Source organism: Clostridium sp. TF11-13AC (genome assembly GCF_003481065.1).
Lineage (GTDB): Bacteria > Bacillota > Clostridia > Lachnospirales > Lachnospiraceae > Otoolea > Otoolea fessa.
Genome location: NZ_QUKJ01000003.1, coordinates 204,900 through 224,718, shown reverse-complemented (window position 1 = coordinate 224,718; position 19,819 = coordinate 204,900). Strand labels below are relative to the sequence as shown.

The window sequence follows — 19,819 nt, the reverse complement described above, 5'->3', positions numbered from 1 at the left end:
TGATATATTTATTACAGTAACCGTAATAAGGAGGCAGGTGTTATGCGAGACAATGCGAAAGGTGGTGCGCTCACAGAGGTGACCTTTTTTATTTTGCTCTCTCTTTATACCCCGAAACATGGATATGCTGTCATGCAATTTATTGAAGATAGTACAAAAGGGCGGCTTACGCTGGGGGCAGGTACTTTATATGGTGCGTTGAACTCATTGCAGGAAAAAGGCTGGATTGCACCTTTTGGAGATAGTGCGGGACGGAAAAAAGAATATCTCATTACAACGCAAGGAAAAGAAATTGCAGAAAAGGAACTTATAAGGCTCAATGAACTTGTATGCGTAGCTAATGGAATTATTGGAGGTGCAGTATGAGCAAAAAGTATTATCGTTTCTTTGGCGGTTTGTTGACTGCCCAGGAACATTGGCTGAATAAAATGTCTGAAAAGGGCTATCGTCTGATTCGGGCGGAAAAAATGTTGTATGAATTTGAGGAGTGTAAACCGGATCAGGTAAAATACTGTGTGGAGTTTATCGGGCAAAAATCGAAGGTCGATGCGTCAGATTATCATGAGTTTTTAGAGGGGATGGGTTACAAAGTATTTTATAAAAACATCAACCTGAACTACTCTGTTGGTAAAGTGCGTCTACGGCCATGGGCTGAAAAAGGCGGACGCATAGCAACAAATGCCACCACCTTTAACCGGGAACTGTTGATTGTAGAAAAGGATAATGACGGTAAGCCATTTGAACTTCATACTTCTTATGAGGACAAGGAAAACTATTACAGAAATCTGCGTAATCCGTGGTTGTTGATACTGCTCATGTTCGCAATATTTGCGGTTGCAAAATGTTCGGTAGTTTTTGGTGTGCTTGCCCTGGTTTCTCTAATTCCTGTTCTCGTATATCAAACCCAGGTCATGCAGAACAAACGCGAAGGTAAGACAAAAGAATGGTGAGGTGTTTATATTATGAATGAACGAGAAAAAACGATCCGACTATGGTTTGATATGTGGCTCAATCAGCAGGATATGGGGATTGATGATATATTTGCAGAAGATGTGATCTATACAGAAAGCTGGAGTCCCCAGTATAACAACCGAAAAACAGTAAAGCATTGGTTTCAGGAATGGAATACCCGTGGCAGGGTAGTTGTTTGGGAAATCAAGCAATTCTTCCATAAGGGAGATCAAACGATTGTGGAGTGGTATTTCAAAAATGAAATGAACAATGGAAGTATAGAGGAATTTGATGGAATCTCGCTGGTTGAATGGACAGAAGATAATAAAATAAAGGCATTAAAAGAATTTGGGTGTAATCGCAATACCTATAATCCATACCAGGAAGGCGATACCCCTCAATTCAGAGCAGAAAAAGCGAATTGGTTTTGATTGAGTGCTTATGGAGGTAAAAATATGATGTATCGGACAGAATTAGTAGAAGGAATTACCGTGGAAAATGTAACAGAGAAAATCAATGCAAAAATAGAAGAAATGGAAAAGGAAAGCTATCGACTTGTTACGATGTCTTTTTGGGGAACCGAAAGAGCTGTACTGGTTTTCAAAAAAGGGTTAAAGGGTAGTTTGCTTTAACACATAGTTTGCTTTTGAACTGCCGGCTATGGTGCATTGACAGATTGGCAGTCTCAACCATTCGTTAAAAGACTTTATTGTGGATTGGACGAGCAAACCATTGGGATTTGAGGTGACAAATATGAAGGTATTGGTTAGTGCCTGTATTATGGGAGTGAACTGTAAATATAATGGGAAAAACAACGAAAATATAGCGGCTATGAATTTTTTGAAAGATAAAGAAGTGATTTCTATCTGCCCGGAAGTATTAGCAGGTATGAAAATTCCCAGATCCTGTGCAGAAATTGTGGATGGGAGAGTAGTTGATGAAAACGGAAATGATGTTAGTTTAGAATATGATAAAGCAGTGGCAGTTGCATTATCGAAAATTCAGAATGAAGAGATTGATTTAGTTATATTACAATCCAGAAGTCCTACCTGTGGTGTTAATCAGATATATGATGGTAGCTTCACTGGGAAGTTAATTCCTGGAATGGGCTTGTTTGCAAAGGCATTAAAACAAAGAGGATATAATGTCATTGATGTTGAAGAAATATAAGTTTACCATTTTTTATTTGTTGAGGGACAAGGTTTCTAACGCATTAAGGCTGCATTTTTATCTTCGCCTGATGCAAATGTCAATGGGAGCATGAGCAACTACATATAGTAGTTTTCTTCACGGAGGCTGATATGAAAGAAAAAATATTGATAATAGAAGATGATCCATTGATACGGAATGAATTGAAAACGCTGCTGCAAAGTAACGGCTATGAAACAGCGGCTCCGGAAGATTTTTCTGATGTGATCGACCGGATCAAAGCTGAGCAGCCACACTTGATTTTGCTGGACATCAAGCTGCCGGGAATCAGCGGCTTTTCTCTCTGCACCGAGGTTCGCACATTTTCCGAAGTACCAATCATCTTTGTGACAAGCTGCAACACGGATATGGACGAACTGAATAGCATCATGCTGGGCGGAGACGCTTTTATCACGAAGCCCTATAACACAGCGATTCTGCTTGCGAAAATTGCTTCTCTGCTGAAAAAAGCCTATCCCGCACAGCAAACGGATCAGATTGTCTATGGAGATGCGGTGCTGCATCTGGAGTCCAGCAGTCTGGACTATCATGGACAGAGCGTGGAGCTTACCAAGAACGAATTGAAAATTCTCTATTACCTGTTCAAGAACGGAGGAAAAATCTGTTCTCGTGCAGATATGATTGAGTATTTGTGGGACAATCAGTTATATGTGGATGACAATGCTTTGAGCGTTAATATCAACCGTATCCGGGAGAAGCTGGCGAGCATCGGCCTGACAGATTTTATCAAGACAAAGCACCGGCAGGGGTACACGATATGAACAGCAAACGATATTGGAAAAACAGGCTTCCATTTCTGCTGACAAACCTTGTTTGTATGGCTGCGCTCACTGTATTTCTGTTGGTGTGCGGCAATTCGGTTTCCGCAGTCGTATTGATTCTGATCGTATGGGCTTTGGTTTTGCTGACAGGACTTATCCTTACTTACTGGAAACGAAAGCGGCAGATGAAAAAACTTCTGGATATGGCGAAGCAGCTCTCCGAGAGATACCTTATTTCTGAAGTGATGGAACTGCCGGAACAGGCCGAGGATCAGGTTTACTATCAGATTTTGAAAATGGCTGGAAAATCCATGTTGGAGCAGATTGGGGAGGTCGAGCGGGAACGCCTGGAGTACAAGGAATACATTGAACAATGGATTCACGAAATCAAAACGCCCATTACTGCCATGAAACTCCTATGTGAAAACCATCGGACGAACTGGACAAAAGAACTTCTGCTGGAACTGGAAAAGACCAACCGCTTTACGGAACAGGCTCTTTATTATGCCCGCAGTGAGCATACAGAGAAAGATTATTCTGTCCGGGAAATGGCACTGTCCCAAGTGGTGCATCAGGCGATTGCAGATAACAAATATCTGCTGCTCCAAAGTGGTATGCGCCTGGAAGTGGAGGAAATGCAGGATACGGTTTATTCAGATGAAAAGTGGGTGCGTTTTATCCTAAATCAACTGATTGTCAATGCGGTCAAGTATCGTACGAAGCAGCCGGTTCTCCGCATTTCTACTCATAAATGGCAGGATCAGGTTGTCCTTGTCGTGGAGGACAATGGAATCGGGATTGCTGCGTCCGATCTGCCCCGTATCTTTGAAAAGGGATTTACCGGTCAGAATGGTCGTCTGATTCAGCAGTCCACGGGCATTGGTCTGTATCTGTGCAAACGGCTCTGTGAAAAGCTGGGCATTGGCATTACGGCGGAGTCGTCGGAACATGGCACAGCCATTTCCCTTTCTTTTCACATTAACTGTCTGATTCATGAAGTGCAGAACTGAAAAGCGTTCTGCACTTCTTACATTTTTGTTAGAACTTTGTAAGAAAACTTGATACAAACGAAGCCACTCTTATTTTACAATAGAGATCAGAGGTGATAACAATGAAAGAAATTTTGAAACTGGATCATATCCAAAAATATTACGGAAATGGCGGAAATGTTACAAAAGCAATTCAGGACATCAGCTTTTCCGTTCAAGAGGGAGAATTTGTAGGAATCATGGGAGCATCTGGCTCCGGCAAGACTACCCTGCTCAACTGTATTTCCACCATTGATACCGTCAGTGCGGGACATATCTATCTGGACGGAACCGATGTGACGGAAATCAACGAAAAACAGATTGCCCGGTTTCGTCGGGAGAATCTTGGATTTGTATTTCAGGATTTTAACCTGCTGGACACGCTGACCATTTCGGAAAACATAGCCCTGGCGCTGACCATCAACAAGGTTCCAGCAGGCGAGATTGATGGGCGGGTGCGGGAAATGGCCGGAAAGCTGAATATCACGGATATTCTGGACAAATACCCCTATCAGGTGTCCGGCGGCCAGAAGCAGCGGTGCGCCTGTGCCAGAGCCATTATCAATCAGCCTAAGCTGATTTTGGCGGATGAACCCACCGGTGCGTTAGACAGTCACTCGTCCCAGATGCTGCTCTCGACGATCCAGAGTATCAATGAAGATCTCGGAGCCACGATTCTGATGGTGACACACGATGCTTTCTCGGCAAGCTATGCCAATCGTATTCTCTTTATGAGGGACGGGGCAATCTTTACGGAAATCCGTAAGGGGGGTGATTCCCGCAGGACTTTCTTTGAAAAAATCCTGGATGTCCTTACCATGATGGGAGGGGGCATGAGCGATGTACGCTAAACTTATTTTCAAAAATGCAAAGCGGTCTGTGAAGGACTATTTGATTTATATTGTGACCATGACACTCTGTGTCACCCTGTTCTATGCGTTTTTGTCTATCAGCAGCACCCATTATCATCCGACCATTGGTGCGGAATATAATATTTCCCTGCTGGCTGGAGGTATGAAACTGGCAATTTGCGGGATTAGTTTGCTTTTGTTGTTTCTGATCCACTATGTCAATCGTTTCATGCTGAGAAAAAAGCAAAAGGAGTTTGCCGTTGAGGCAACCTTGGGAATGGAGCAAAAAACCATAGGCCTGCTCTTTTTTGGAGAGACTTTTTTCCTGCTCATATTCTCTGTGTCGGTGGGAATCCTTCTGGGGATGGTCGTTTCTCAGGTCATTACGGCTATGCTGCTTGCTTCTTTTGGGGAACCCTACGCTTTTTCTTGGTCGTTTTTCCCGGATACTGTGCTGTTGACCGTGGGCTTCTTTGTTGTTTGCCAGATTCTGGTTGGAGTCGGGAATGTCAGAATTCTCAACAAAAGCAGGATTATTGAGCTTATGACGGCAAACCGTCAGAATGAAAAACCGCTTCATAAAAGCAGATGGATGCCGATGATCTGTATTTTCTATGGCATTCTGCTGCTGTGGATGCTGGAGGTAGGTACTGTAAAATATCATTTTTACTTCGATTCCAGACATCCGCTTCCTGTAAAGCTCATGTATTGGGGGAATGTCCTTTTCCCTGCACTGACGCTGCTTTGGGCAATCGCAGGTGCTGTTTTACACAGAAAAATAGGGTTTTCCCGATATCTTTGCGGACTTCTGGCTGGTGCTGTATTGACCGCTATCCCGATTTTTTCCATCGCAGAACTGGAAAAAGCCTACTTCCTTGGATTTGACGCTCCAACTCTGAATCAATATTTGCTGTTTGGGGTTGCGGATATTTTGTTTATCATTTCCGCAGTCATGTATTTATCGAATGCGGCGCTCCTATACTGGAAGGAGTCTAAAGTGTCCCGCAAATATCATAATACGAGTTTATTTCTGTTTGGACAGCTTTCCTCTAAGCTGGCTACCAATACGAAAACGATGACGATCATTTGTGTGACCCTGACTTTTTCTATCTGCTTGTTTGTCATTGCGCCGGTTTTAACGGGATGGAGTCTGGGCTATTTGGACAGTCGGGCTGTCTATGATATTCAAATTTCAAGCCGCTACAACGATGTTTATGAAGTGGAAAATCTTCCGGATACAGACTATGGAGAAATTACTGCGTTCATAGAACAAAACAAAATAGCGATAAAGGACGATTTGACTTTTTCGGAATATCTTCCCAAGCAAAGCGACTTTCACCAGCGAGTAAAGTACAATTTTCCTCCCTTGGCGATCGCACTGAAGGATTATAACGCTGTTCGGAAAATGTTGGGATATGAACCTATTATCTTACAAACGGATGAATTTGCTACCCACTGGCATCGTGCAGCAGAGGACAAGGATATTGAAAACTACATTGCTGAGCATACCTTATTGGAAACTGACGCAGGCACCCTGAAACTCAGTGAGAACGCCGTGTTTCAGGAGCCTGTGGGGGAATCCATCTATAATCTTTATACAGATGTGGTGTATATCATACCTGACGAAATAGCGCAAGTCTTGCTTCCGGTACAGCGCAACCGATTTGTGATGACCCAATATCCGCTTCCCTTCAAAACGGCAGAAATGCTGGAACAGCTTCTTGGGCGTTCTTATCCAGAAGATCCTGATAAAGACAATCTGGCAGGATACAGTACAACTGTCCATACTACGGAAGTGAACCGTATAATCGCCCTTAACTTTATCCTAAAAGCGTCCTTGATCTATGGTGCAATTGTTCTGATGGTGATGTGTCTTACCGTGCTGGCTCTTCAGCAGCTCCTGGATGCAGAAAAAAACAACTACAGATTTTCGGTTCTGCGAAAAATGGGAGTGGAAGAGAAGGACCTGCATACTTTGGTTCTAAAACAGCTTGGTGTTTGGTTTGGGATGCCAATCACAGCGGCAATCGTTGTAGCAATTATTGTGATTGGCTATTTTCTTCAAAGTGTTTCTGCTGAAATCTCAGCTTATATTGGCTGCGGAGCCTTGATGCGGCAAATAGGTATCATTGTCGGGATTTTCGCTTTGCTGCTGAGTTGCTATTTTCTCAGTACATGGCTGCTGTTCCAGCGTTCAATTCGCAGCAACTCCGATAGCGTAAGGTGATGGGAGGAAGATATGTACTGGAAGTTAGCAATTCAAAATATCCGCAGAAGCCTGCGGGATTATATCATTTACTTTGTGACGCTTACCTTGACTGCGGCATTGATGTACTCATTTTTGGCATTGGGCTTTTCATCAGATGTTCTTGCTATGGCAGAAAATATGTCGATGCTGACTACTGGAATTTTGTTTATGTCAGCTCTGGTTGCTTTTATGTCCTCGTTTGTGATCGGTTATGCGATCCGCTTTATGCTGGGACGACGGAAAAAAGGAGTTTGCAACCTACGAATTGATTGGCATGGAAGCAAAGACAGTACGGAATTTGTTCCTTGCTGAAAACAGTATCATCGGCACTGGGGCCTTTCTGCTTGGTTCTTTGGTTGGCACAGGGCTTTCCGGTTTGCTGAATCAGGTGGTAAAAAATATCTTTGAGGTGCCGCATACCTATCAGGTTTCCTTTTCTCTCCAGGCCTGGGCAGTAACATTTTTGTTTTTTGCCCTGATGTATGCTTTTGGGATGCTCCGAGCAGCAAAGATTATCCGGCATCAGAAAGTGATCGATCTGCTGTATGATAACCGCAAGAATGAAGAATACCGTTTTAAATCATGCAGTCGTAGTCTTCTGGTAGTATTGCTTTCAATCGCTGCAATGGTTACAGGCGTGATTTTGCTTGGGCGGATGCTTCAGACACAAACAAATGAAGCATTTTTGTACCTTGGCGGAGCCTGCTTGCTCATTCTGGTGGGCGTTTACGAGCTGCATCGCCAGATTCCGCTTTTGCTGCACCGATTTGCAAAACAAAATTTGCGCCATAAGTACAAAGAAGAAAATCTGTTCTTCCTGGGGCAGATTGGGCGGCGCATCCATTCTGCTGGCCGGACAATGGCTGTGGTGGCGATTCTTTTAACTATATCTCTGGCAACCATGTTTGTGGGGCTTACAATGGGGGCAGGCTACAAAGCCAATATGAAAGCCTATTATCCCTATGATGCAGGTGTGGCGATTGATGCACCTTTGGAAAAATCCAGCATGGATTCCATCGTTTCATTTACTGAGGAGCATTGTGGAGTCGAGGATTCTGTGAGCTATTATCTGTATGCGGTTCCTGAAAAATCTATCGAAGCCTTGTCCTTGTCCGACTATAACCACCTGCGTGAAATCCTGGGGCTTTCTCCTGTTGTCATGGGCAACAACGAATTTTTGGTTCATTGTGATACATGGAACTATATGGACGGAATCCGGCAGGGATTGAAGCAGCAGCCGGAGATCACATTAAATGGTCGAACCTTGACTATTGCAGAGACACCGATTCTGACGGAGCCGATGGAGCAGTATCAAATGGCCGGAACGAAGGGATATGTACTTGTTCTGCCGGATGAAGCAGCTTCACAATTAGTCGGAGAAAAAATCCGTCTGGCGATGAAACTGGAAGATGGCGGATACCCGGAATTGAAAAGCGACTTGAAGCAATTCCTGAACAGTGGGAAATGGCAGCCGGAATTGCAGTCCGGTCAACAGCTCCCAGAAAAAGTAACGATGGGTGTTACAGTAAAGGCGTGGGGTGTTGCCAATTCGCTGACTGGATTTACAGCCATTTCGTTCAGCGGATTGTATTTAAGCATTATTTTTATCATTCTATCCTGCTCGGTTCTTGCATTTGAGCAGCTTTCTGCCATAGACAAAAACCAGAAGAATTATGCAGTCATTGACCGTTTGGGTGTACCGGGTCACAGGCAGGCTTCCCTGATACGCAGGGAGCTGTCCACAGTATTTTTGATCCCACTGCTATTCCCTCTTTTACTGACGGTTTTGCTGATCACAGGGGCACAGTTCTTTTTCGGAGAAGCAATCTTGCAGCAGGGACTTGTACCTCTTTATGGTCTGGTGACGATCCTGCTATTCTGTGCAATCTACCTGACCTATTTTGGTGCAACAATGTTCTTATTCAAACGGGTTATTCTTCGGCCTGAAATGAGATAAAAATTGAATTGCTACAAAAATGAAGCAATTCAGTCTGTTTTCTTGCCGAAAAAGAAAGCGGTTAGGAGATTTCTGCAACATTTGGCCTTTATCATAGAGTAATAAATTAGAAATGCTGATACCTTACACCATGCAAAGGAGTGGATTACTATGGCAAACAAAGAAAAGCGCTTTGAAACAATCTATACACAGGGAACTTCCTTGAGTATTGTTGTAGACACCGAAACAGGTGTAAACTACCTTGTCCATGATACGGGGATTACCCCTTTGCTGGATAAAAACGGAACAGTCGTTATTACTGAAATAAACAAGTAAACTTTATATTGGTTGCAGGGTATCAGCATTCTAATTATGAATAAGGGAGGGACATATGGGAAAAATCTTTGTATTGTCGGTAACAGACCATGAAGAATATATACTTAGCAGAATTATGGAGATTATTGCAGCCGAGCCGGGATTTGACCATATTGTGTCATCTCACCCTTGTAATACTCTTGTTTTTCCGGGATTGGAGCTTCGCCTGAAGGAGAGAACTGTACACCGAAACGGCGAGTTGATTTCTATGACCCATCGGGAATTTGCGACATTGGTATACTTAGCAAACCACCCATCCTGGGTATTTTCTGCCGGGCAGATCTATGAAGAAGTGTGGGGTGAGGATGGTGAAAACTGCGGAACAGCCGTTGCCAGCGTCATTGGTCAGATCCGCAGAAAACTGACTCCGGATATGCCGAAAGCGGGTTATATCCGTACTGTTTTGGGGAGCGGATACAAATTTGAAGTTCCGCAGGGTATGGCAGAATAGAACAATCAAATATATATTAGCTGCGATATTATGAAGCAGTCCAAAGCGGGAAACCCTTATGATGGGTCTCCTGCTTTTTGTTTTCATAAAAATAGTGTGTGATTGTTGAGAATAGGCGTCATATAGGCGTAAAGGATATGTATAAAGTAAAAAGGAGGCATTACATATGCTTATTGGCGTTGATCATGGCAACAAACAAATTAAAACGGTTCATTGCAACCCCTTTGTGTCCGGTCTGAAGCAGAGTGTCACCCGTCCCTTTGGACAGAATGTACTGAGGTATCAGAATACCTACTATACGCTGTCTACTGAGCGGATTCCTTATCGGAAAGATAAAACGGAGGATGATCGCTTCTTTATCCTGACCCTATTTGCTTTGGCTGGTGAGATTGAAGCGAGGGGGGCATATTCCTCAGAGGTGCAGCGTATCCAACTGGCGGTAGGGTTGCCGCCGGCACACTTTGGCGCCCAGGTGGAGCGGTTTACACAATACTTTGGGCAGCGGGGAATGGTAGAATTTGAGGTGCAGGGCAAGCCGTACTCCATCTATATTGAAGATGTGGCCTGCTTTCCCCAGGCTTACGCAGCAGCGGCCACCATGCTTCACACGCTTGTGGAGGAGCCCAAAGCGGTAATCTTGGATATTGGCGGGTTTACTGCCGACTATCTGCTGATGAAAAACGGAGAGATTGACCTTACCTCCTGCGATTCGTTAGAAAATGGTGTGATCCTGTTGTACAATAAGGTGCGTTCCAAGGTGAATTCGGAGCTGGACCTGCTGTTGGATGAAGGAGATGTGGACGCTATCCTGATGGGGAAGAAGACCCAATATCCAGACGCAGCTATACGGCTGACAGAGCAGATGGCACAGGAATTTATCAATGATCTGTTCAGCACGCTGCGAGAGAGGATGTTGGATTTGCAATACTGCAAGGTAGTATTTGTAGGCGGTGGCGCCATTCTTTTGAAGCGACAGATCGAAACTTCGGGCAAGGTGGGAACACCATTCTTCGTACCGAAAATCAATGCAAATGCGGATGGCTATGAGTATCTGTACCGGATTGAAACAGCAGGCAGGTGATGGTATGGGCGAGAAAAAAGAACGAGGGCGGTTTACGCTGCGATTCAATGAGGGAGATCCCATACACGAGACTGCCATTGGATTACTGGAGCTGCAGAGTCCACGTACAAAAGCACAGTATGTGGCAAATGCAGTGGTCTACTATAATGAGCACTTTGGGCAAGAGCCGCAGCCGCTAAATGCTTCAATCATCAGCAAAGAAGCGGTGGTGGCTATCGTCAAAGAGATTTTGCGGCAGGAAGGTATGGGACAGGAAAAAGCAGAAGAGCAGATTCCTACAGCCAGATTGGTGGAGAAGCCTGCAGCGCCTGTGATGCTTTCGACTGCACAGGAAGTGGACGATGATCCGGAAATGGACGATAGGACACGCAGCCTGATTGCCAGTACTTTATCTGCGTTCCGCAGCCGGGGATAATCAAAAGAGGCATGGGAGCCAGTGATGCTCCTATGCCTCTTCCTGTATGGCCGCGATAAAACTGTCTAAAATATCTTCAAAATGCCTGTATTGTTTGGGTGTTAGTGTGGAAATCTTCTCCATAAGAAGGGAGGAATCTGTTTCTGTGATGACGCCTCGCAACAAATACTCGGTGCTGATGTTGAGTGCATCACAGACTTTAAGGATCGTTTCAGGTCTCATAGCCTTTTGACCCAGTTCTGCGGTGGAGATGGTCTGTGGTGTGACATGAGCCAACTCTGCCAGAGTTTCCTGGGTCATATTCAGTTGTTTCCTCCGGTCGAAGATCCGTTTGCCCATATCTTTCAGTAGATTATCCATGCGTCACCTCCATGCTATAGTTACATTTTATCCTCTATGACATGGATTATTAAGCGGTCATGGTTGATTTATCTCGTCTATGGCAAGTATAATAGACAAAGAAGTATGCTGGGAAAGGAGAACCATATGAACAGTTTTTCGTGTGTGATTACAGGCCACAGACCGACCCGTTTTAAGTTCAAATATAACGAAAAGGACAAGCGTTGTCAGCGGATCAAAAAATGTCTGCAGGAGCAGCTTATACGGCTTTATAATCAGGGAGTACGATGCTTTTGGGTTGGGGGAGCAATGGGAGCTGATATGTGGGCAGCAGAGATCCTGCTGCGAATGAAAGAACAGACAATGTATCAAGATGTGGAATTGTGTCTGGCTCTCCCTTTTGAGGGTTATGATGCAGGCTGGGATGACTGGCATCGAAAGAGGATGGGGTTTATTCGCAAATATGCTGCGAAGGTCTTAATCTTGGGTGAAATGCCATCAAGTGACAATTATAAGAAACGCAATTACTATATGGTGGAGCAGGCCGGATATATGGTGGCTGTCTATGACAATACACACAATATGCGGTCTGGAACCCAGCAGACTGTCAACTATGCAAAAAAGAAAGGACTCCAAATCATTTATATCCATCCAGATACGGCACAGGTAACGACGGAAGATGCAATTTTATGGAAAAAATAAAGGAACAGCTCCAAAACAGGAAAGAGGTGTGACCGTTTTGGAGCCTGTTTTGTCATATAATGTCGAACGATTTTCTCTTTTCTCGAAGGTGATTCCAACGCTACTCCAAAAGTTTCCGAAAACTGTCAGTTACACTGTAATTATGGCAGTAATCCCAAAAATCAATGAAAATTCGATAAGCGGAGGTGGGGGTATGAGATCAGTACGATACCCAATGAAAATCGGAAGAAGAAGGCGGTCTTTATCCTGACAATAAGGATGGAGGCCGCCTTTTGTTTTAATTTAATAGAATAGCTGGAATAGCATTTGAAAAAAGTATTATTTCACAATTTAACAATTATCAGCAGGGCGGCAGCGTTGCGCTGCCATATCGCGAAAGAAAGGGGATGATGCAGGCCGCCTGTGTGCCGTCCGCATAACTGCGGACAGGGAGTAACGATGTTATGGAGAAAGGATTCCACAACATCGAGCAGTTCATTGCTTTCATAACTCCAGGACACACGGCTTTTCATGAACGGCTCTCAATAGGGGTATATCGTCGAGGTAGGACAAGAGAGTTTTCTCTACATAAAGATAAACCTCCACCTGCCCGGACGGCATCTATTGAACTGCTCGATGCAGAAATTCAAGGAACAGCTGGTTTTGTCCATTGGTACAAAGCTGGCTGTTTTTCTTTATCTCAGCCAGATTTGGTCCGGTGCAGGTCACCACCAGAAGCTCAGGAAATCCATCGGAATTCTTGAGACTTTTGGAGGTAAAGCCATGTGGCAACGGAACAATGGGCAGGCAGAAGATGACCTGCAATTCAGGTTTACAGCATATTTAGTTTCGGCGGTCAAACGCCGCAGAAAAGATTATTTGATCCAGCTCTATAAGCGCAACAGTATAGAGAGTGCTGTAGAAGCGGTCTATGAATCCGAACCCAGCTCAGAGGAAGTGGTCTTGGACAGATTGCCGCTTATGGATGTCATTGAGAATGGAGTGCTTCTGGAGGCGTTGCAGAAACTCAATGAACGGGAACGCCAGATATTTCTGGCTCGAACGCTGGAGGAAGAAGATTTTGAGACGCTGGGACTAAAGTTTGGGCTGTCCTATAAAGGGGCAGCGGCACTTTACTACAGGACGATTCAGAAAATCAGAAAGTGCATTGAAGGAGGTGACAAAAAATGAATTTTGAATGTCTGCTTCTCAGCGCCAAGGCTGGCAACGAGGATGCCATTACGGCAATCTTACAGATGTACCGGCCATTGCTACTCAAGTATGCCATTATTGATGGCGTACTTGATGAAGATTTATACCAGGAATTGAGCATTATTTTACTGAAGGCAATCAGCCTGTTTAGGATTTAAGTCAATGAGAAAGGCTCCGAGATCATTACGGCCTCGGAGCCTTTCTTACTGACTTAAAAAGGAGAACTGTTAAATTTATACCCACTGCCCAGTACGGTGCGGATATAACCGCCCTTCGGCGTGTCTGGCGTCAGCTTGCGACGGATCTGACCGATGACGCTGGCAACTGCAGTACCGCAGTGTTCACCGTCTTTATCCCATACGGCCTCATAAATCTGGCTGGCTGAGAATACCCAGCCAGGATGACGAGCCAGATATGTAAGGACTGCAAATTCATGGTAAGTCAAAGCGATGAGGGTACCGTTGCAATATACGGTTTGTTCCTTTAGCCGAATTTCAAGACCAGGGAAGGAAAGTGCAGACTGCGGTGGAGATGGTGCAAGGTGGATAAACTCTGGCTCATCCGCAATAAGCTCCATAATTTTGTTGATTATATGTTCTTCATGATCAGGAATGGACAGAATCAGAAGTTTACCCATTTTGCTCACATCCTTTCTCCTTACACACTTTGAGACAACCAAACTTCATGGAAATATAGAATATAAAATGCAAGGATAATTTATATAAGTGATTTCCACAATTTGTTTGATTTCATATGGAACTAAATAACATGGATCCTATTTGATTTCTTGTGCAATAAAAGCGTGTTAGACAACAGAGACTTTGGTACCTTAACATCTGGCATTTTTCAGCCTATTAGTTGTTCCACATAGGTAATCAGAGGGTGCAGTTGTTTCAGGCGAAACATCTTAAATAACTTATCTGGATTTACCCATTGAACATCCACAACTTCTGTTTCCTGTAAACGCATTTCTTCAATCTTTATATCCTTATGAAATAGCCAAACATCGTAAAAATCCTGCACATTTTCCCGTCTGGTCTGATAAATCAATTTTTCACTTCCGGGAGTAAGCAGTATTCCTAATTCTTCTTTTACCTCTCGGATTGCTCCTTGCAAACTGGTTTCCCCGGAAAGTACAGAACCACCCGTACATTCCCAATAAAGAGGGTATTGCTTTTTCGGATGCCGCTGTGATAAAAGATACTGCCCCTGCTGGTTGACAATCCATACACTCACAGATAAATGATACAGCCCTTTGGGTATGATTTCTCCACGGCACACTGCTATTCCAGACTTTTCCCGTTTTGCATTATATAAATCCCATTTTTCCATTTTCATACCTCTTTGTGTGGGATCGGTGCTTGCCGGAAATCAAGTAAGTAAATATCCGCAATCCTTTCTATTTCTGTACGCTGATCTGCGGAATACTTATCATAAATCCCACCTGCTAACATACGGGCTGCCTTTGCGCTTTTAATTGCTGGAAGCACATCATCAAACACAATACAGTGTTCAGGTGCAACCCCTAATTTTCTTGCGGCCAATTCAAAGACATCCGAATATTCTTTTCCCCGCTGAACCTCATCTGTTGAACATAGAGCGTCAAATAATTCTAAAATAGAATTGTTCTTTAAGCATGGAATATAGAGATTTTCCGGCAACCCCGTAGCAACTGCAAGTTTTATTCCATGTTCTTTTAAGCGCAGAAGATAATCAAGGGCATAGGGCAGCAGACCGACATGGTTCCTGTATTCCTCGACCGCCATATTATTCCATTCCTCAATAATTCCCTCTACCGTTTCCTGCAATCCAAAAAGATCAATGGTATATTGTGCGGCTTCCTCAAAACTCCTTGCACATATTTCAGTTACATAATTATCTGGGACAGGAAGATTTCTCTTTTTCAAAAACTGAATATCTATATGCTCCCATACATCCATTGAATCCAGAATTGTTCCATCTAAATCAAAGATTGCCGCATTAAAATCCATGTTTCTTTTCCTTTCCGCAAAATAAATCTTTCAGTTCCGCAGCAGCAGCTTTTATATCGGACTGCGCTATGATGGCAGATACAACAGCCAGTCCGTCAATTCCCATGGGCTTGAAACGCCCTGCATTTCCTTTATTGATACCGCCAATAACAACTATCGGCAAAGAAACGGCTGTGCGGATTTTCTGTAATTCCTCCATTGATACAGATTCAGCGTCGGTTTTAGTTCCAGTAGGGAACATTGCGCCAACTCCCAAATAATCCGCACCATCCTGCTGTGCTTGTATTGCTTCTGCAATGGAAGAAGCAGATACCCCCAACAGCATATTTTCCCCAATTACTTTGCGGACGGTAGCCGCAGGTAAATCATGTTGTCCAATATGTACTCCCGCAGCCTGCACAGCCATTGCAATATCTATCCGGTCGTTTATGATAAGGGGAATATGGTATCTCTCCGTAACCTGTTTCACGGCAACCGCCTGATTATAAAATTCCAATGAAGGCAATTCTTTTTCTCGGAGTTGTATCATTGTGCAGCCTCCTAAAATTGCCTGTTCCACCGCTTCTGTCAGGCTATCGCAGCTCATTAGTTGACGATCAGTAACAAGATAAAGTGTATAATCAAAGTTCATTTTGCACCTGCCTATTCTTTAGATAAACCATGCTGATACAATTCGTAGAAATGGTGCGTCGGGCCACAGCCTTTTCCAATCGCAAGGGAGTGTTCGATTGCCGTTGTGACATAAGCCTTTGCCGCTTCGACAGCAAGCGGAATACTTTTTCCCTTTGCAAGCTGGGAAGCGATTGCAGAAGAAAAGGTACAGCCTGTCCCATGAGTATTTTTCGTATCAATGCGGGCTGTTTCAAAGTGGTGGAAATTTTCTCCATCAAATAGGACATCAACGGCATTTCCTATATGATGTCCGCCCTTGACAACAATCGCCTTACAACCCATGGCATATATTTTTCTTGCGGCAGCCTCCATATCTGAAACTGTGGAAATCTGCATATCCGCTATTTTCTCTGCCTCTGGAATATTTGGAGTAAGCACATCGGCCAGTGGAATTACAGTGTCTATCAAGGTGGAAACCGCCGCAGGATTCATCAATGGGCAGCCATTTTTGGCATACATAACCGGGTCGATTACAATATTTTGTGGCTTATATTGTAATAGTTTCATTGCCACTGCTTTCATACATTCTGGCGTAGAAAGCATACCAATCTTTACTGCGTTCACTTCAATATCTTCAAACACGGCATCAATCTGTTTTGCAATCATATCCGGGGTAATATCTTGGATGTCGATAACGCGGCTGGTGTTCTCTGCAACAACAGAAACAATAACACTCATTCCAAATACGCCGTGAGCAGAAAAAGTTTTCAAATCAGCCTGAATACCTGCACCTCCGCTGCAATCTGATCCGGCAATGGACAATACTTTTTTCATTTTGCATTTTCCTCCATTCTCTCGTTCCGATAGGCCATCTTCCAAAAAGCAAGCTCTAACAAACTTGCTTTTTCAAAAATATCAGCCAGATACTTTTTATTTGCTACTGATAACCCGGCACATTTATGCTCTGCAAAAGCAGACCATTCTTTGCAGCTTTCTGCATATTGTTCATCCGCATAATCTTTGATAAAGTCCCAATATCTTGACTGTCTGCTTGTAGGAACAGCCGCCAATTTTCGGAATATATAGCTGTAACTTAGCATACAGGGAAGAACCGCCATTAAAATTTCTTCATTCTTTCCATGTGACGCAATCTCAAACATGAAATCAATGTAATTTTGATTTTCAGGCAGAGGAGCGATCAGTTCAATATCATTATCCGTCATGCAAAATTGCTTTAGATAATCCAGGCGCACTTCTGATTCCGTATCATTTACAAAATTCAGCATGGAATAGTAAAGCTGAATTTCTCTTAATGTATCAGCATGAAAAATTGCCTTGCCGTATATACGGGCATAGTTTTTCAGATAGATACTATCCTGAATCATATATCTTTTGAATTTTTCAAGAGGTAGCTTTCCAGTTTGCACTTCCTGCACAAATGGGGTAGCTGCACATTCTTCCCAAATGGGAATGTTGTGGGTTAAGATGTCTTTCATAAATGCCATGTTTGATCCTCCTAAGATAAAAAAATAGAGCCTCTAAAACAATTAGAAGCTCTTTCAGACGCAATACGAGCGTAAGAAATTGCTTCCCTACGCCGGTATTAGCCGACAGGTCCAGAGGTCAGGTCTTACCTTTTTCAACTTGTTCAGTTCCCTCGCAAACACATATCATATCTTATTCAATTAAAAAAGGACATTCCCAAAACAGAGAATGTCCAAAAAATACGAATCTGTATTCTTTAGCTCCCTGCGTTGGTATTAGCCAACAGGTTCAAAGGGTCAGGTTTTAACCTTCTCAACTACAAGGTAGTCCCCCTGCTTGAATATCATTATAGTTAGAAAGTCCCCAAAAGTCAAGTCTACGCATTTAGGACGGTAAAAGTCCACGGAAATCAAAGGTTTTTCCGCATGGTCGGCTAGATAAAGTTATCCTGTTCCCCTCAAAACGAGGTTCTAAATGCGGGAAAACGGACAAAAAAGGAGAGACAGATGTGGAGGATTTGACACCTTTTCGCCGACGTTTTTTATCACTGGGTTACAGTAAGGGGCTAATGTATCCTAAAATAATAGCTTTGTTTTATCCCTCAATAGAATTTGTGGCATCTAATTTTTCATAAATATTTTGGATATGATTATGGTGCGGTATATAAAGAGAGAAAAACGCACCGAATACAGAGCCGATAGGCATACTGTATCCGGTGCGTTGTAAATTTTTAACCTTTCAGATAGTAATGCACATAGGCATTATAATCTCGATGCCGGGTGACTAACCGCAGCCAGATATAAAAGTGGGCAGTTTCCGAATACAAATTGAATTCGGTGGGCTCGCTGGTGGGCTGGGCGTACCCTCGGCAGAACCGTGTCAGGGTATCCAAATTCAGAAACTCCGGCAGTTGGAACAGCGCATTCTGGAAAGCATCAATTTCACGGGCAACTTCCAGAACAGGCGTATCCTTTTGGCACTGATGCCAGGTGGTCCACCATTTCCATCCGTCATAATCAGAACGGGAATAGGCTATCTCGCTGGCAGGACGGGAGCCCTGCTGAAACAGATCTTCAAAGGTGCAGGAAGTAGTCAGCAACGGATTTTCAAAGTCGGTCTGCTGCTGGCTCAAACCGTTTTTGACAGCTGCCCATTCTGTTAGAGGGAGTGGGCAACGGTTGGCATCACGCAGGGCTTCATCCATACCGCACGCCTCGCAGATATGGACATCTGCATAGCGGCTCAGGGCGTTGATGACCAGCCTGCAATCCAGCGGCTGACCACACCGAAGACACAGGGGTGGTTGCTCCGCCTCTGGGGTAAACAGCAGTTTGTCCTGCTGCCACATGGTTTCCAACAGGGATTTGGGATAGATACGGATCTTCATGATGATGTCCTCCTATTTTATCGTGTTTAATATTCGTACCGTTTCCTTCGGTCTTCAGACCAGGGAGGGTAAACACGCAGCTCATCCTGGAACATGGTCATCAGATCGCCTGCCATGTCCTCTTTGCGCCGATAGATGCACTGCTTCTCCGTACCATCGGCATAGCGGATGATAGTCTGGAGTGCGGGACCTTTCTGTGTGAAGATGAATTTGCGGCCATGAGAAGGATCAGATGCCTCAATCCAGAGGGGCAGGGTGGAGGAACTCCCATCCAGACACCGCCAGCCGCTGTAATCGGTGTAGCTGAACCCGTTGATTTCCCGCGCCAGTCTGCGCAGGGCAATATACAGCCGCTCAAAGTGGCACCCCAGTTCGCCTTTCTGATGCCGGATGTAGAGGGTGTGCCCCTCATGATCCAGGGCATCCAGTTCTTTGCCATAAAACAGGTATTCAGGGTAAAGACAGCCATCCGATTCAAGAATTTGTCCAGTGGGTTCCGCAAGGTGATTGTCTGACAGCCAGGCCGGAAAAAGTCCGTCTGCGGCTTTTATATTGATGAAAGCGCAGTGGTCGGGCCGGATTCCGGTTAAGTTGGTGGTAAGGGTTTCCCACAAAATCAGGATGCCATGATCCTTTTCATAAAGCTTGATGGCGAGATTGCCGTTGGGATATGTACTGATTTTCAAAGTAAGCTGGGCTCGGTGTTCGCCCAGCGTAAATGCGAGAGTATTCATAAGCGTTTTCCTCCAAAGAAGTACCGGCCGCCTGCAAAAATGCAGATTGCCGGTGCTTGTTGGTGTGTGTTC

General features: G+C 44.1%; 28 protein-coding genes and 2 riboswitches. Of the genes, 19 read left to right on the top strand and 9 right to left on the bottom strand.

Annotated features, from left to right (window positions below; translation table 11 throughout):
• The first annotated feature begins 42 nt into the window (after window positions 1-42).
• From DXD12_RS08450 to DXD12_RS08390, 15 genes are all read left to right on the top strand, one after another.
• On the top strand, window positions 43-366 hold the full coding sequence (locus tag DXD12_RS08450; RefSeq protein WP_118501973.1) for a PadR family transcriptional regulator: 324 nt from the start codon (window positions 43-45) through the stop codon (window positions 364-366).
• Entirely contained in the window at window positions 363-950 is a 588-nt protein-coding gene (locus DXD12_RS08445; RefSeq protein ID WP_118501974.1) for a DUF2812 domain-containing protein, read from the top strand. The genes DXD12_RS08450 and DXD12_RS08445 overlap by 4 nt, the downstream gene beginning before the upstream one ends.
• Before the next feature lie 12 nt (window positions 951-962).
• On the top strand, window positions 963-1,382 hold the full coding sequence (locus DXD12_RS08440; protein ID WP_118501976.1) for a nuclear transport factor 2 family protein: 420 nt from the start codon (window positions 963-965) through the stop codon (window positions 1,380-1,382).
• Between the two features lie 24 nt (window positions 1,383-1,406).
• Window positions 1,407-1,583, top strand: a complete 177-nt coding sequence (locus tag DXD12_RS15315; protein WP_002578900.1) for a hypothetical protein — start codon at window positions 1,407-1,409, stop codon at window positions 1,581-1,583.
• Between the two features lie 121 nt (window positions 1,584-1,704).
• Window positions 1,705-2,121, top strand: coding sequence for a DUF523 domain-containing protein (locus DXD12_RS08435; protein ID WP_118501978.1), 417 nt, complete (start codon window positions 1,705-1,707; stop codon window positions 2,119-2,121).
• Between the two features lie 131 nt (window positions 2,122-2,252).
• Entirely contained in the window at window positions 2,253-2,921 is a 669-nt protein-coding gene (locus tag DXD12_RS08430; RefSeq protein ID WP_118501980.1) for a response regulator transcription factor, read from the top strand.
• Window positions 2,918-3,931, top strand: a complete 1,014-nt coding sequence (locus tag DXD12_RS08425; protein ID WP_118638074.1) for a sensor histidine kinase — start codon at window positions 2,918-2,920, stop codon at window positions 3,929-3,931. The genes DXD12_RS08430 and DXD12_RS08425 overlap by 4 nt, the downstream gene beginning before the upstream one ends.
• A 101-nt stretch (window positions 3,932-4,032) precedes the next feature.
• Complete coding sequence (locus tag DXD12_RS08420; protein ID WP_015538086.1) at window positions 4,033-4,800, top strand: ABC transporter ATP-binding protein; 768 nt, start codon at window positions 4,033-4,035, stop codon at window positions 4,798-4,800.
• The gene (locus tag DXD12_RS08415) at window positions 4,790-7,027 is read left to right on the top strand and encodes an ABC transporter permease (protein WP_118638072.1); all 2,238 of its coding nucleotides are present in this window, start codon (window positions 4,790-4,792) and stop codon (window positions 7,025-7,027) included. The genes DXD12_RS08420 and DXD12_RS08415 overlap by 11 nt, the downstream gene beginning before the upstream one ends.
• Before the next feature lie 12 nt (window positions 7,028-7,039).
• Window positions 7,040-7,360: a hypothetical protein gene (locus tag DXD12_RS15660; RefSeq protein WP_243105365.1), complete on the top strand. Its 321-nt coding sequence runs from the start codon at window positions 7,040-7,042 to the stop codon at window positions 7,358-7,360.
• Entirely contained in the window at window positions 7,323-9,005 is a 1,683-nt protein-coding gene (locus DXD12_RS08410; RefSeq protein WP_243105364.1) for an FtsX-like permease family protein, read from the top strand. The genes DXD12_RS15660 and DXD12_RS08410 overlap by 38 nt, the downstream gene beginning before the upstream one ends.
• A gap of 150 nt (window positions 9,006-9,155) precedes the next feature.
• Window positions 9,156-9,320: a DUF6440 family protein gene (locus DXD12_RS08405; protein ID WP_117497604.1), complete on the top strand. Its 165-nt coding sequence runs from the start codon at window positions 9,156-9,158 to the stop codon at window positions 9,318-9,320.
• A gap of 55 nt (window positions 9,321-9,375) precedes the next feature.
• Window positions 9,376-9,810 carry a winged helix-turn-helix domain-containing protein gene (locus DXD12_RS08400; protein ID WP_029465871.1) on the top strand — a complete coding sequence of 145 codons (435 nt, stop codon included), beginning with the start codon at window positions 9,376-9,378 and terminating at the stop codon, window positions 9,808-9,810.
• Between the two features lie 166 nt (window positions 9,811-9,976).
• Window positions 9,977-10,891: a ParM/StbA family protein gene (locus DXD12_RS08395; RefSeq protein ID WP_118638070.1), complete on the top strand. Its 915-nt coding sequence runs from the start codon at window positions 9,977-9,979 to the stop codon at window positions 10,889-10,891.
• On the top strand, window positions 10,854-11,306 hold the full coding sequence (locus DXD12_RS08390) for a hypothetical protein (RefSeq protein WP_243037021.1): 453 nt from the start codon (window positions 10,854-10,856) through the stop codon (window positions 11,304-11,306). The genes DXD12_RS08395 and DXD12_RS08390 overlap by 38 nt, the downstream gene beginning before the upstream one ends.
• 30 nt (window positions 11,307-11,336) lie before the next feature.
• Here the strand turns inward: DXD12_RS08390 and DXD12_RS08385 are convergent, their stop codons facing one another.
• Entirely contained in the window at window positions 11,337-11,666 is a 330-nt protein-coding gene (locus tag DXD12_RS08385; RefSeq protein ID WP_118638066.1) for a helix-turn-helix transcriptional regulator, read from the bottom strand.
• Between the two features lie 126 nt (window positions 11,667-11,792).
• On the opposite strand from DXD12_RS08385, the gene DXD12_RS08380 reads away from it, so the two are divergent.
• The 4 genes from DXD12_RS08380 (at window position 11,793) to DXD12_RS08370 (ending at window position 13,696) form a co-directional block, all read left to right on the top strand.
• The gene (locus tag DXD12_RS08380; protein WP_243037023.1) at window positions 11,793-12,347 is read left to right on the top strand and encodes an SLOG family protein; all 555 of its coding nucleotides are present in this window, start codon (window positions 11,793-11,795) and stop codon (window positions 12,345-12,347) included.
• 443 nt (window positions 12,348-12,790) lie between these two features.
• A complete protein-coding gene (locus DXD12_RS15655; protein ID WP_243024402.1) occupies window positions 12,791-13,090 on the top strand; it encodes a hypothetical protein in 300 nt (99 codons plus the stop codon).
• A gap of 19 nt (window positions 13,091-13,109) precedes the next feature.
• Window positions 13,110-13,517, top strand: a complete 408-nt coding sequence (locus DXD12_RS08375; protein WP_243024401.1) for a sigma-70 family RNA polymerase sigma factor — start codon at window positions 13,110-13,112, stop codon at window positions 13,515-13,517.
• The gene (locus DXD12_RS08370) at window positions 13,514-13,696 is read left to right on the top strand and encodes a helix-turn-helix domain-containing protein (protein ID WP_003501974.1); all 183 of its coding nucleotides are present in this window, start codon (window positions 13,514-13,516) and stop codon (window positions 13,694-13,696) included. The genes DXD12_RS08375 and DXD12_RS08370 overlap by 4 nt, the downstream gene beginning before the upstream one ends.
• A 53-nt stretch (window positions 13,697-13,749) precedes the next feature.
• Here the strand turns inward: DXD12_RS08370 and DXD12_RS08365 are convergent, their stop codons facing one another.
• The 8 genes from DXD12_RS08365 to DXD12_RS08325 form a co-directional block, all read right to left on the bottom strand.
• The gene (locus DXD12_RS08365) at window positions 13,750-14,175 is read right to left on the bottom strand and encodes a response regulator transcription factor (protein ID WP_003501975.1); all 426 of its coding nucleotides are present in this window, start codon (window positions 14,173-14,175) and stop codon (window positions 13,750-13,752) included.
• Between the two features lie 209 nt (window positions 14,176-14,384).
• Window positions 14,385-14,870: an NUDIX domain-containing protein gene (locus DXD12_RS08360; protein ID WP_003501977.1), complete on the bottom strand. Its 486-nt coding sequence runs from the start codon at window positions 14,868-14,870 to the stop codon at window positions 14,385-14,387.
• Window positions 14,871-14,872: 2 nt separating this feature from the next.
• Complete coding sequence (locus DXD12_RS08355; protein ID WP_003501979.1) at window positions 14,873-15,529, bottom strand: HAD family phosphatase; 657 nt, start codon at window positions 15,527-15,529, stop codon at window positions 14,873-14,875.
• On the bottom strand, window positions 15,519-16,160 hold the full coding sequence (thiE, locus tag DXD12_RS08350; RefSeq protein WP_003501982.1) for a thiamine phosphate synthase: 642 nt from the start codon (window positions 16,158-16,160) through the stop codon (window positions 15,519-15,521). Before thiE ends, DXD12_RS08355 begins: the two co-directional genes overlap by 11 nt.
• Window positions 16,161-16,171: 11 nt before the next feature.
• Complete coding sequence (gene thiD, locus DXD12_RS08345) at window positions 16,172-16,975, bottom strand: bifunctional hydroxymethylpyrimidine kinase/phosphomethylpyrimidine kinase (RefSeq protein WP_003501984.1); 804 nt, start codon at window positions 16,973-16,975, stop codon at window positions 16,172-16,174.
• Window positions 16,972-17,646 carry a TenA family protein gene (locus tag DXD12_RS08340; protein ID WP_003501986.1) on the bottom strand — a complete coding sequence of 225 codons (675 nt, stop codon included), beginning with the start codon at window positions 17,644-17,646 and terminating at the stop codon, window positions 16,972-16,974. The genes thiD and DXD12_RS08340 overlap by 4 nt, the downstream gene beginning before the upstream one ends.
• A gap of 66 nt (window positions 17,647-17,712) precedes the next feature.
• Window positions 17,713-17,810: riboswitch (TPP riboswitch) on the bottom strand.
• Between the two features lie 60 nt (window positions 17,811-17,870).
• A riboswitch (TPP riboswitch) is annotated at window positions 17,871-17,970 on the bottom strand.
• A gap of 386 nt (window positions 17,971-18,356) precedes the next feature.
• Window positions 18,357-19,013, bottom strand: a complete 657-nt coding sequence (locus DXD12_RS08335; protein WP_003501988.1) for a hypothetical protein — start codon at window positions 19,011-19,013, stop codon at window positions 18,357-18,359.
• Between the two features lie 26 nt (window positions 19,014-19,039).
• The gene (locus DXD12_RS08325) at window positions 19,040-19,747 is read right to left on the bottom strand and encodes a DUF4313 domain-containing protein (protein ID WP_003501990.1); all 708 of its coding nucleotides are present in this window, start codon (window positions 19,745-19,747) and stop codon (window positions 19,040-19,042) included.
• Window positions 19,748-19,819: the final 72 nt, after the last annotated feature.

Excerpts from the sequence above, each read along its gene's own strand:
- DXD12_RS15655 (WP_243024402.1), top strand. The coding sequence starts at position 12,791 with ATGGAGAAAGGATTCCACAACATCGAGCAGTTCATTGCTTTCATAACT.
- DXD12_RS08370 (WP_003501974.1), top strand. The coding sequence starts at position 13,514 with ATGAATTTTGAATGTCTGCTTCTCAGCGCCAAGGCTGGCAACGAGGAT.
- thiE (WP_003501982.1), bottom strand. The coding sequence starts at position 16,160 with ATGAACTTTGATTATACACTTTATCTTGTTACTGATCGTCAACTAATG.
- DXD12_RS08395 (WP_118638070.1), top strand. The coding sequence starts at position 9,977 with ATGCTTATTGGCGTTGATCATGGCAACAAACAAATTAAAACGGTTCAT.
- DXD12_RS08335 (WP_003501988.1), bottom strand. The coding sequence starts at position 19,013 with ATGAAGATCCGTATCTATCCCAAATCCCTGTTGGAAACCATGTGGCAG.
- DXD12_RS08390 (WP_243037021.1), top strand. The coding sequence starts at position 10,854 with ATGAGTATCTGTACCGGATTGAAACAGCAGGCAGGTGATGGTATGGGC.
- DXD12_RS08385 (WP_118638066.1), bottom strand. The coding sequence starts at position 11,666 with ATGGATAATCTACTGAAAGATATGGGCAAACGGATCTTCGACCGGAGG.
- DXD12_RS08355 (WP_003501979.1), bottom strand. The coding sequence starts at position 15,529 with ATGGATTTTAATGCGGCAATCTTTGATTTAGATGGAACAATTCTGGAT.
- DXD12_RS08380 (WP_243037023.1), top strand. The coding sequence starts at position 11,793 with ATGAACAGTTTTTCGTGTGTGATTACAGGCCACAGACCGACCCGTTTT.
- DXD12_RS08340 (WP_003501986.1), bottom strand. The coding sequence starts at position 17,646 with ATGGCATTTATGAAAGACATCTTAACCCACAACATTCCCATTTGGGAA.
- DXD12_RS15315 (WP_002578900.1), top strand. The coding sequence starts at position 1,407 with ATGATGTATCGGACAGAATTAGTAGAAGGAATTACCGTGGAAAATGTA.
- DXD12_RS08415 (WP_118638072.1), top strand. The coding sequence starts at position 4,790 with ATGTACGCTAAACTTATTTTCAAAAATGCAAAGCGGTCTGTGAAGGAC.
- DXD12_RS08420 (WP_015538086.1), top strand. The coding sequence starts at position 4,033 with ATGAAAGAAATTTTGAAACTGGATCATATCCAAAAATATTACGGAAAT.
- DXD12_RS08450 (WP_118501973.1), top strand. The coding sequence starts at position 43 with ATGCGAGACAATGCGAAAGGTGGTGCGCTCACAGAGGTGACCTTTTTT.
- DXD12_RS08440 (WP_118501976.1), top strand. The coding sequence starts at position 963 with ATGAATGAACGAGAAAAAACGATCCGACTATGGTTTGATATGTGGCTC.
- DXD12_RS08435 (WP_118501978.1), top strand. The coding sequence starts at position 1,705 with ATGAAGGTATTGGTTAGTGCCTGTATTATGGGAGTGAACTGTAAATAT.
- DXD12_RS08360 (WP_003501977.1), bottom strand. The coding sequence starts at position 14,870 with ATGGAAAAATGGGATTTATATAATGCAAAACGGGAAAAGTCTGGAATA.
- DXD12_RS08445 (WP_118501974.1), top strand. The coding sequence starts at position 363 with ATGAGCAAAAAGTATTATCGTTTCTTTGGCGGTTTGTTGACTGCCCAG.
- DXD12_RS15660 (WP_243105365.1), top strand. The coding sequence starts at position 7,040 with ATGTACTGGAAGTTAGCAATTCAAAATATCCGCAGAAGCCTGCGGGAT.
- DXD12_RS08400 (WP_029465871.1), top strand. The coding sequence starts at position 9,376 with ATGGGAAAAATCTTTGTATTGTCGGTAACAGACCATGAAGAATATATA.
- DXD12_RS08405 (WP_117497604.1), top strand. The coding sequence starts at position 9,156 with ATGGCAAACAAAGAAAAGCGCTTTGAAACAATCTATACACAGGGAACT.
- DXD12_RS08325 (WP_003501990.1), bottom strand. The coding sequence starts at position 19,747 with ATGAATACTCTCGCATTTACGCTGGGCGAACACCGAGCCCAGCTTACT.
- DXD12_RS08375 (WP_243024401.1), top strand. The coding sequence starts at position 13,110 with ATGTGGCAACGGAACAATGGGCAGGCAGAAGATGACCTGCAATTCAGG.
- thiD (WP_003501984.1), bottom strand. The coding sequence starts at position 16,975 with ATGAAAAAAGTATTGTCCATTGCCGGATCAGATTGCAGCGGAGGTGCA.
- DXD12_RS08430 (WP_118501980.1), top strand. The coding sequence starts at position 2,253 with ATGAAAGAAAAAATATTGATAATAGAAGATGATCCATTGATACGGAAT.
- DXD12_RS08365 (WP_003501975.1), bottom strand. The coding sequence starts at position 14,175 with ATGGGTAAACTTCTGATTCTGTCCATTCCTGATCATGAAGAACATATA.
- DXD12_RS08410 (WP_243105364.1), top strand. The coding sequence starts at position 7,323 with ATGGAAGCAAAGACAGTACGGAATTTGTTCCTTGCTGAAAACAGTATC.
- DXD12_RS08425 (WP_118638074.1), top strand. The coding sequence starts at position 2,918 with ATGAACAGCAAACGATATTGGAAAAACAGGCTTCCATTTCTGCTGACA.